This window comes from Streptomyces phaeochromogenes (assembly GCF_001418655.1).
Lineage (GTDB): Bacteria > Actinomycetota > Actinomycetes > Streptomycetales > Streptomycetaceae > Streptomyces > Streptomyces phaeochromogenes.
On the sequence record NZ_LIQZ01000207.1, the window covers coordinates 1 to 8119 of the forward strand.

7 protein-coding genes and 1 pseudogene are annotated in these 8119 nt (G+C 70.7%); 3 read left to right on the forward strand and 5 right to left on the reverse strand.

The genetic code is table 11. The annotated features are described in order from the left end of the window. The 4 genes and pseudogenes from AOK17_RS52520 to AOK17_RS26775 form a co-directional block, all read right to left on the reverse strand. A pseudogene (locus tag AOK17_RS52520) lies at nucleotides 1–1072 on the reverse strand (hypothetical protein); the annotation flags it as partial. Next, nucleotides 1054–1794: an ABC transporter ATP-binding protein gene (locus AOK17_RS26765; protein ID WP_055615117.1), complete on the reverse strand. Its 741-nt coding sequence runs from the start codon at nucleotides 1792–1794 to the stop codon at nucleotides 1054–1056. The pseudogene AOK17_RS52520 and the gene AOK17_RS26765, both read right to left, overlap by 19 nt. A 217-nt stretch (nucleotides 1795–2011) precedes the next feature. After that, entirely contained in the window at nucleotides 2012–3409 is a 1398-nt protein-coding gene (locus AOK17_RS26770) for an aspartate aminotransferase family protein (protein ID WP_055615112.1), read from the reverse strand. Further along, nucleotides 3394–3915: an Lrp/AsnC family transcriptional regulator gene (locus tag AOK17_RS26775; RefSeq protein WP_055615113.1), complete on the reverse strand. Its 522-nt coding sequence runs from the start codon at nucleotides 3913–3915 to the stop codon at nucleotides 3394–3396. Before AOK17_RS26775 ends, AOK17_RS26770 begins: the two co-directional genes overlap by 16 nt. A 163-nt stretch (nucleotides 3916–4078) precedes the next feature. On the opposite strand from AOK17_RS26775, the gene AOK17_RS26780 reads away from it, so the two are divergent. Next, the gene (locus AOK17_RS26780; RefSeq protein ID WP_055615114.1) at nucleotides 4079–5518 is read left to right on the forward strand and encodes a gamma-aminobutyraldehyde dehydrogenase; all 1440 of its coding nucleotides are present in this window, start codon (nucleotides 4079–4081) and stop codon (nucleotides 5516–5518) included. Nucleotides 5519–5642: 124 nt separating this feature from the next. Here the strand turns inward: AOK17_RS26780 and AOK17_RS26785 are convergent, their stop codons facing one another. Continuing rightward, complete coding sequence (locus AOK17_RS26785) at nucleotides 5643–6212, reverse strand: hypothetical protein (RefSeq protein WP_055615115.1); 570 nt, start codon at nucleotides 6210–6212, stop codon at nucleotides 5643–5645. 174 nt (nucleotides 6213–6386) lie between these two features. On the opposite strand from AOK17_RS26785, the gene AOK17_RS26790 reads away from it, so the two are divergent. Next, entirely contained in the window at nucleotides 6387–7040 is a 654-nt protein-coding gene (locus AOK17_RS26790; protein ID WP_055615118.1) for a response regulator transcription factor, read from the forward strand. 50 nt (nucleotides 7041–7090) lie between these two features. After that, the coding region (locus tag AOK17_RS26795; RefSeq protein ID WP_107102506.1) for a sensor histidine kinase at nucleotides 7091–8119 on the forward strand (1029 nt) is incomplete at its 3' end.

An 8119-nucleotide genomic window follows, 5' to 3' on the forward strand; every position in this document is an offset into this window, starting at 1 on the left:
GGGGGTGATGCGGGTCCAGCGGGTCCAGGGGGAGACGGCTGGTGTGGCTGGGGCGGCCGGGGAGCTCGTGGCTGCCGGGGCTGTCGTGGCTGTCGTGGTGTTGTGAGGCGGCGTGGCGGTCGGCTGCGACGCGACCGTCGTGACCGCTGCGACCGCTGCGACCGTTGTGCGCGGGTGAGTCGGCGGTGGCGTGGTTGGCGTGGGTCGCGGAGAGCTGCTCGCCGCCGGGGCGGCCCTCGACCCTCGCGCGGGCGCGCGCGCCGGAGCGGCGGGGCACGTCGAGCGCCGCGGCACTGGTGGACGCCTCGGGGCTGCCGTGCCCGGCGGAGGCGGTGCGGCGGGCGGTGTCCTGCCCGGAGCCGCCCCGGCCCGCGGAACCTTCCCGGCCCGCGGAACCGTCCTGGCCCTCGGAGCGCGGGCCCGCCTTCGCCTCCGTACGCGTATCCGTACGCGTCCCGAAGCGCCCGTACGCGCCGAAGCCGACGCGTTCGACGGAGCGTCCGTAGCCGCCGAAGCCGCTCAGTCGGCCCGGCCGGCCGCCCGTCGTGAGGCTGGGCCTCGGGCCACGCGGCCGGAGTACGGCCGCGCTGGCCGCCGAGGCGATGAGCGGTACGAGGGCCAGCAGGGTGAGCGCGGCCGGGAGGGGCAGCGGCTCGTCCGCGGCGAGGAGGTCGGCGGCGTCGCCGTCGAAGGGGAGGCCGGTCAGGTCGCCGCGAAGGTGGAGGAAGAAGAGCAGGGCGACCATCGAGCCGAGCGTGCAGGACACGGCGGTGGAGATCGCCGCGAGAACCGTCAGACGGGCGGGGCCGAGGCCGAGCGCCGACAGCCCCTGCCGGGGACGGGTGGCCGGGTCGGTCCGGGCGACCGCCACCGCGAACTGCACGGTCGCGGCGAGCGGCGCGACGCACCAGGCCAGCCGCAGCACGGCCGCGCCGGACGCGTCCGGGTGTCCCATCGCGTACCCCAGGGTGCACAGGAGCAGGAAACCCGTGCCCGCCGACGCCGCCGCGACCAGGAGTCTGCGGAGCTGGACGGCGGGGCGGGCCCCGCGCGCTAGACGGAGAGCGAGCACGCGGCCCGGCCTTCCGCGCTGTCGGTCACCGGTGGCAGATGGACGGTGTTCACGAGCCGCCCGTCGAGCAGTGACACCGTGCGGTCGGCGAGGGCCGCGGTGTCCGCGTCGTGCGTGGCCAGCACGACGGTGATGCCGTGCGAACGGGCCGCCGTCGTGAGCGTACGCAGCACATGGGCCCGGTCGGCGCGGTGCAGCGGGGCCGTCGGCTCGTCGGCGAAGAGCACGGTCGGCGCGGGAGCCAGGGCGCGGGCGATGGCCACGCGCTGCCGCTCGGCGTGGAGGAGCGCGTGCGGGCGTTTGCGGGCGCAGCCGCCGATGTCGAGGCGGTCCAGCCACTCCAGGGCGGCGGTCTTGGCGCGGCGCCGCGAGACACCGCGGAGCATCAGGGGCAGCGCCGCGTTCTCCCAGGCGTTCAGCTCCGGGACCAGGACCGGCGTCGGGTCGATCCAGGCGAACCGGTCGCGGCGCAGCCGCTCGCGGGTCAGCGGACCCATGGTGTGCACGGGGGTGCTGTTGAACCAGACCTCGCCCTGTTGCGCCCGCAACTGCCCGGACAGGCACTGGAGCAGGGTCGTCTTGCCGCTGCCACGCGGGCCGCCGACGGCGAGGATCTCGCCCTCGCGAACCCCGAGCGAGACGCCGGTGAGCGCGGGCGAGCCGTTGTGCTTGACGTGCAGGGCGCGTGCCCACAGCACGTCGTTGTCCGGCGGAGCCACCATGGCGTACACCTCGGTTCAGATCAGAAATGCCGTGCGGAGTCCCCCTTCCGGGGGAACGAAGGCAGGGCCGATCGGTCACTGGGCACGCTAGGTAGTCGGGGCCGGGAGGCCGGACAGCACGCGGCCCCGGAGCGCCCATTCTCACTCGAACGGGCGGCACCGGGGCCGGTGTTGATCACAGATTCAGCTCATCGGAGCCACTGGGGGCCCGGCGGGATCAGAGCTTCGCCCACGCCTCCGTCAGCACCTGGCGGACGATCCCCTCGATCTCGTCGAAGGTCGACTGGTCGGAGATCAGCGGCGGCGAGAGCTGGATGACCGGGTCACCGCGGTCGTCGGCGCGGCAGTAGAGGCCGTACTCGAAGAGCTTCTTGGAGACGAAGCCGTAGAGCACGCGCTCCGACTCCTCGTCCGTGAAGGTCTCCTTGGTGGCCTTGTCCTTCACCAGCTCGATGCCGTAGAAGAAGCCGTTGCCGCGGACGTCGCCGACGATCGGCAGGTCGTGCAGCTTCTGGAGGGTGGAGAGGAACGCCCCCTCGTTGTCCAGTACGTGCTGCGTGAGGTTCTCCCGCTCGAACAGGTCGAGGTTGGCGAGACCCACGGCCGCCGACACCGGGTGGCCGCCGAAGGTGTAGCCGTGCAGGAAGGTGTTGTCGCCCTTGTAGAACGGCTCGGCGAGGCGGTCCGAGATGATGCACGCGCCGATCGGGGAGTAGCCCGAGGTCATGCCCTTGGCGCAGGTGATCATGTCCGGCACGTAGTCGAACTTGTCGCAAGCGAACATCGTGCCCAGGCGGCCGAAGGCGCAGATGACCTCGTCGGAGACGAGCAGCACGTCGTACTGGTCGCAGATCTCGCGCACCCGCTGGAAGTAGCCGGGAGGCGGCGGGAAGCAGCCGCCGGCGTTCTGTACGGGCTCCAGGAAGACGGCGGCGACCGTCTCCGGGCCCTCGAAGAGGATCTGCTCCTCGATCTGGTCGGCGGCCCAGCGGCCGAAGGCCTCCGGAGAGATGCCGGACCCCTGGTCGAGGAAGGCGGGGGCACGGTAGATGTTCGTGTTCGGGACCTTGTGGGCGCCCGGGACCAGCGGCTCGAACGGGGCCTTCAGGGCCGGCAGGCCCGTGATCGACAGGGCGCCCTGCGGGGTGCCGTGGTAGGCGACCGCGCGCGAGATGACCTTGTACTTGGTCGGCTTGCCCTGCAGCTTGAAGTACTGCTTGGCGAGCTTCCAGGCGGTCTCGACGGCCTCGCCGCCACCCGTGGTGAAGAAGACCTTGTTCAGGTCGCCCGGCGCGTAGTTCGCGAGGCGCTCCGCGAGCTCGACGGCCTTCGGGTGGGCGTACGACCAGATCGGGAAGAAGGCCAGCTCCTGCGCCTGCTTCATCGCCGTCTCGGCCAGCTCCCGGCGGCCGTGGCCCGCCTGGACCACGAACAGCCCCGCGAGACCGTCGAGGTAGCGCTTGCCCTTGTCGTCGTAGATGTACGTGCCCTCGCCACGGACGATCGTGGGGACGGGAGCGTTCTCGTACGAGGACATGCGGGTGAAGTGCATCCACAGGTGGTCGTACGCGGTTCGGCTGAGGTCCTTGGTGGTCACGGCTATCGGGTTCCCCACATGTAGGTCTGCTTCTTGAGCTTGAGGTAGACGAAGCTTTCGGTGGAGCGCACACCGGGCAGGGCCCGTATGCGTTTGTTGATGACGTCCAGCAGGTGGTCGTCGTCCTCGCAGACGATCTCGGCGAGGATGTCGAACGAGCCCGCGGTCATCACCACGTACTCGACTTCCGACATGGCGGTCAGCGCGTCCGCCACGGGCTCCAGGTCGCCGTCGACGTTGACGCCCACCATCGCCTGTCTGCGGAAACCCACAGTGAGCGGGTCCGTGACGGCGACGATCTGCATCACGCCCTGGTCGAGCAGCTTCTGGACGCGCTGGCGCACGGCCGCCTCGGAAAGGCCGACGGCCTTGCCTATCGCGGCGTAGGGCCTCCGGCCGTCTTCCTGGAGTTGCTCGATGATGGCGAGGGAGACGCTGTCCAGCGGGGGAGTGGTGTTCCCCGACCGGGTGTCTCGGGAGCCCTTGGGCTCTGCGCTGCGACTGGACACGTGCTCACTGTGCATGAGGCATCAGCAGTTCCGCAAGAGTTGATTGATGAAATTCGTTGTCTGCGCGGCCCACATGTGCGGATTTCGCAGTTCTGAGGCGATCAGGGGTGTTGAAAACGTGGGGCGCGGGACTAGGGTGGATGTCTCAGTGATTGGACATCTGACTGGAGGGCCGGCAGTGAGCACCGAGCTGCGTCGTCTGCGCAATTACATCGACGGAGAATTCCGCGATGCCGCCGATGGACGGACCACCGACGTGGTCAACCCCGCGACGGGCGAGGCCTACGCCACCGCGCCGCTGTCCGGACAGGCCGACGTCGACGCCGCGATGGCAGCCGCCGCCGCGGCCTTCCCGGCCTGGCGCGACCAGACCCCGGCCGAGCGCCAGAAGGCCCTGCTCAAGATCGCGGACGCCTTCGAGGAGCGCGCCGAGGAGCTGATCGCGGCCGAGGTCGAGAACACGGGCAAGCCCATCGGCCTCACCCGGTCCGAGGAAATCCCGCCCATGGTCGACCAGATCCGCTTCTTCGCGGGCGCGGCGCGCATGCTGGAGGGCCGCGCGGCCGGCGAGTACATGGAGGGCCTGACCTCGATCGTCCGCCGCGAGCCGGTCGGCGTCTGCGCGCAGGTCGCGCCGTGGAACTACCCGATGATGATGGCCGTGTGGAAGTTCGCCCCCGCGCTCGCGGCCGGCAACACGGTCGTCCTCAAGCCGTCGGACACCACTCCCGCCTCCACGGTCCTGATCGCCGAGATCATCGGCTCGATCGTCCCCAAGGGCGTCTTCAACGTGATCTGCGGCGACCGTGACAGTGGCCGCGCGATGGTCGAGCACCCGGTGCCCGCCATGGCGTCGATCACCGGCTCCGTACGTGCCGGTATCTCCGTCGCCGAGTCCGCCGCCAAGGACGTCAAGCGGGTCCACCTGGAGCTGGGCGGCAAGGCGCCGGTCGTCGTCTTCGAGGACACCGACATGGCCAAGGCCGTCGAGGACATCTCGGTCGCGGGCTTCTTCAACGCGGGCCAGGACTGTACGGCCGCCACCCGCGTCCTCGTGCAGGAGTCCATCCACGACGAGTTCGTGGCCGCGCTCGCCAAGGCCGCCGCCGACACGAAGACCGGCATGCCGGACGACGAGGACGTGCTGTACGGGCCGCTCAACAACCCGAACCAGCTCAAGCAGGTCACCGGCTTCATCGAGCGCCTGCCCGCCCACGCCAAGGTCGAGTCGGGCGGCCACCGCGTCGGCGACAAGGGCTACTTCTACGCTCCGACCGTGGTGTCGGGGCTGAAGCAGGACGACGAGATCATCCAGAACGAGGTCTTCGGCCCGGTCATCACCGTCCAGTCCTTCTCGGACGAGGCACAGGCCGTCGAGTGGGCGAACGGCGTCGAGTACGCACTCGCCTCCTCCGTCTGGACCAAGGACCACTCGCGCGCGATGCGCATGGCCAAGGTCCTCGACTTCGGCTGCGTCTGGATCAACACCCACATTCCGCTGGTCGCGGAGATGCCGCACGGCGGCTTCAAGAAGTCCGGCTACGGCAAGGACCTTTCGGCGTACGGGTTCGACGACTACACCCGGATCAAGCACGTGATGACGTCCATCGAGGGCTGAGCCCCTGCGGCCGGCGGAGTGAACGGCACGGCCCCGGGCGGGAGTTGATCCGCTCGGGGCCGTGTTGTGTCCTGTCGGTGGTTCGGTGGTTCGGTGGCTGGTTGGCTGGTTGGGCGAGTACGAGTCAGGCGGTCCCCGTGAGTACGAGCCCGGTGACGCTCAGCTCTGCGTCTGACTCCTTCCCGCCCTTGTCGCCCTCCTCGTTCTTGTGCACCTCGCGACCGCCGCAGTCCGGGGGCCAGGGCCGGTCGCCCTTGCCGGGCGGCTCGTCGGGCGGGACAGGGAAGTCGACGCCGATGTCCTCCAGGATGTGCTTGCAGGCCTTCACGGCCTTCCGGAACTCCTTCGAGACCGGGTCGGGACGGCTCGTCCGTTCGCCCGCGTCGATCCGTACGCGTACGCCGTCGCCGTCGTCCGTCGTGTAGATGACGATGTCGGGGAAGTCCTCCAGGCCGTTGTCGCGCACGCACTCGGTGAACTCGCGGGAGGCCTTGTCCTGGCGCTTCCAGTCGGTCGAGTCCGTGGAGTCGCCCGGGCCGTCGTCCTTCGGGGGCTCCGACGACGATCCGCCGCCCGACGGTGCGGACGGGTCGGCCGCGACGGCCTGGCCCGCGTACACCCCGCCGAGTGTGACGGCGGTGATCAGGGCGCAGGCCGCGGCCAGCCGCCGGTGCCCTTTCGTCGTACTACGCATGAGGATCCTCCTGGGTGCGTCTCTGGAGCAGGTCTCTGGAGTGGGTCTCCTCGAATCACCTCAGTGCGTGGGCGGTTACGGCACGGGAACGGTTGCTCTTACCGCCCTGTTACCGCCCGGCGGGCACGCTTGCCGCAGGGTTCGCAGCAGCCGGAGACGCAGCCGGAGATGCCGATGCGCGTATTGGTGGTCGACGACCACGAGGAGCTCGCCGAGACCGTCGCGGCGGGACTGCGCAGAGAGGGTATGGCCGTCGACATCGCGCTGGACGGCCATGCGGCGCTTGAGCGGGCCACGGTCAACGGCTACGACGTCGTCGTGCTCGACCGTGATCTGCCCGGGCTGCACGGAGACCGGGTCTGCCGGGCCCTGGCCGAGGGGGGCAGCCGGGCGCGGGTACTGATGCTGACCGCGTCCGGCACGGTCGCCGACCGGGTGGCGGGGCTCGGGATGGGCGCCGACGACTATCTGCCGAAGCCCTTCGCGTTCACCGAACTGGTCGCGCGGATACGGGCGTTGGGGCGCCGGGCCCAACCGGCCCTGCCGCCGGTCCTGGTCCACGGCGATCTGCGGCTCGACCCCGCGCGGCGGGTGGCCTCCCGCGACGGCCGCCAACTCCCGCTCAGCCCGAAGGAGTTCGCGGTCCTTGAGCTGCTGATGGGCGCGGGCGGGGCCGTCGTCTCCGCCGAGGAACTGCTGGAGCGGGCCTGGGACGAGGCGGCCGATCCGTTCACCCAGACCGTGAAGGTGACGGTCAGCCGGCTGCGGCGCAAGCTCGGGGAACCGCCGTTGATCGAGACGGTGGCGCAGGCCGGGTACCGGGTATGAGAGTGCGTACCGGGCTCCCCGTGGATCGGCGGATCCGCGGGCCGAAGCGCATGTCCGGACCGAAGAGCATGCGCCGGCTGCGGGCCATCCGGGGGCCGCAGAGCATCCGGTGGCGGCTGACGTTGGTCTACAGCGGGCTGTTCGTGGTGGCGGGCGCGGTGCTGCTGGCTCTCACGTACGCCCTCATGTCCGAGCACGGCGAACAGGCGTTGGTGACCAGGCCCGATGTGCCTCCGGCGGGAGCGGGGGCGCCCGCCGTCCAGGGGTACGTACGTGAACAGCTGGTCGCCCAGCGCAGCGACCAACTCCATCAGCTCTTCGTCGAGTCGGGGGTCGCCCTCGGTGTCATGGCGCTTGCCTCGCTCGTGCTCGGGTGGCTGGTGGCCGGGCGGGTGCTCGCGCCTCTGCGGAGCATGACCGGGGCGGTGCGGCGGATCTCCGCGGACGCGCTGCACCGACGGCTCGCGGTCGCCGGGCCGGACGACGAACTCAAGGACCTCGCCGACACGTTCGACGATCTGCTCGCCCGGCTCGAAGGCGCCTTCGAGGCGCAGCGGCGGTTCGTCGCCAACGCGTCGCACGAGTTGCGTACGCCGCTCACCCTTCAGCAGGCCGTCATCGATGTCGCGCTCGCCGATCCCGGGGCCGATGCCGACACCCTGCGGGCCGCCTGTCTTCGGGTGCGGGCCGCCGGGCAGGAGCAGGAGCGGTTGATCGAGGCGTTGTTGACGTTGGCGTGCAGTCAACGGGGCGTGCCAGAGCGGGAGTTCGTGGACCTGTCCGTGGTGGCGGCCGAGCTGTTGCCCGACGGTCGTGGGCCCCGGGTGTCCGCCGAGCTCTCGCCCGCGGCGCTGGTCGGGGATCCACAGTTGATCGGGCGGCTGGTGAGCAACCTCGTCGAGAACGCGGTGCGCCACAACGTGCCCTCGGGGGAGGGGGGCTGGGTTTCCGTCTGGACCGGGGTCGTCGATGGGCGGGCCTCCTTGCGGGTCGTGAACAGTGGGCCTGTGGTGCCCGGGGATCAGGTGGGCGTGCTGTTCGAGCCGTTTCGGAGGGTGGGGGCCGAACGGGTTCGGGCT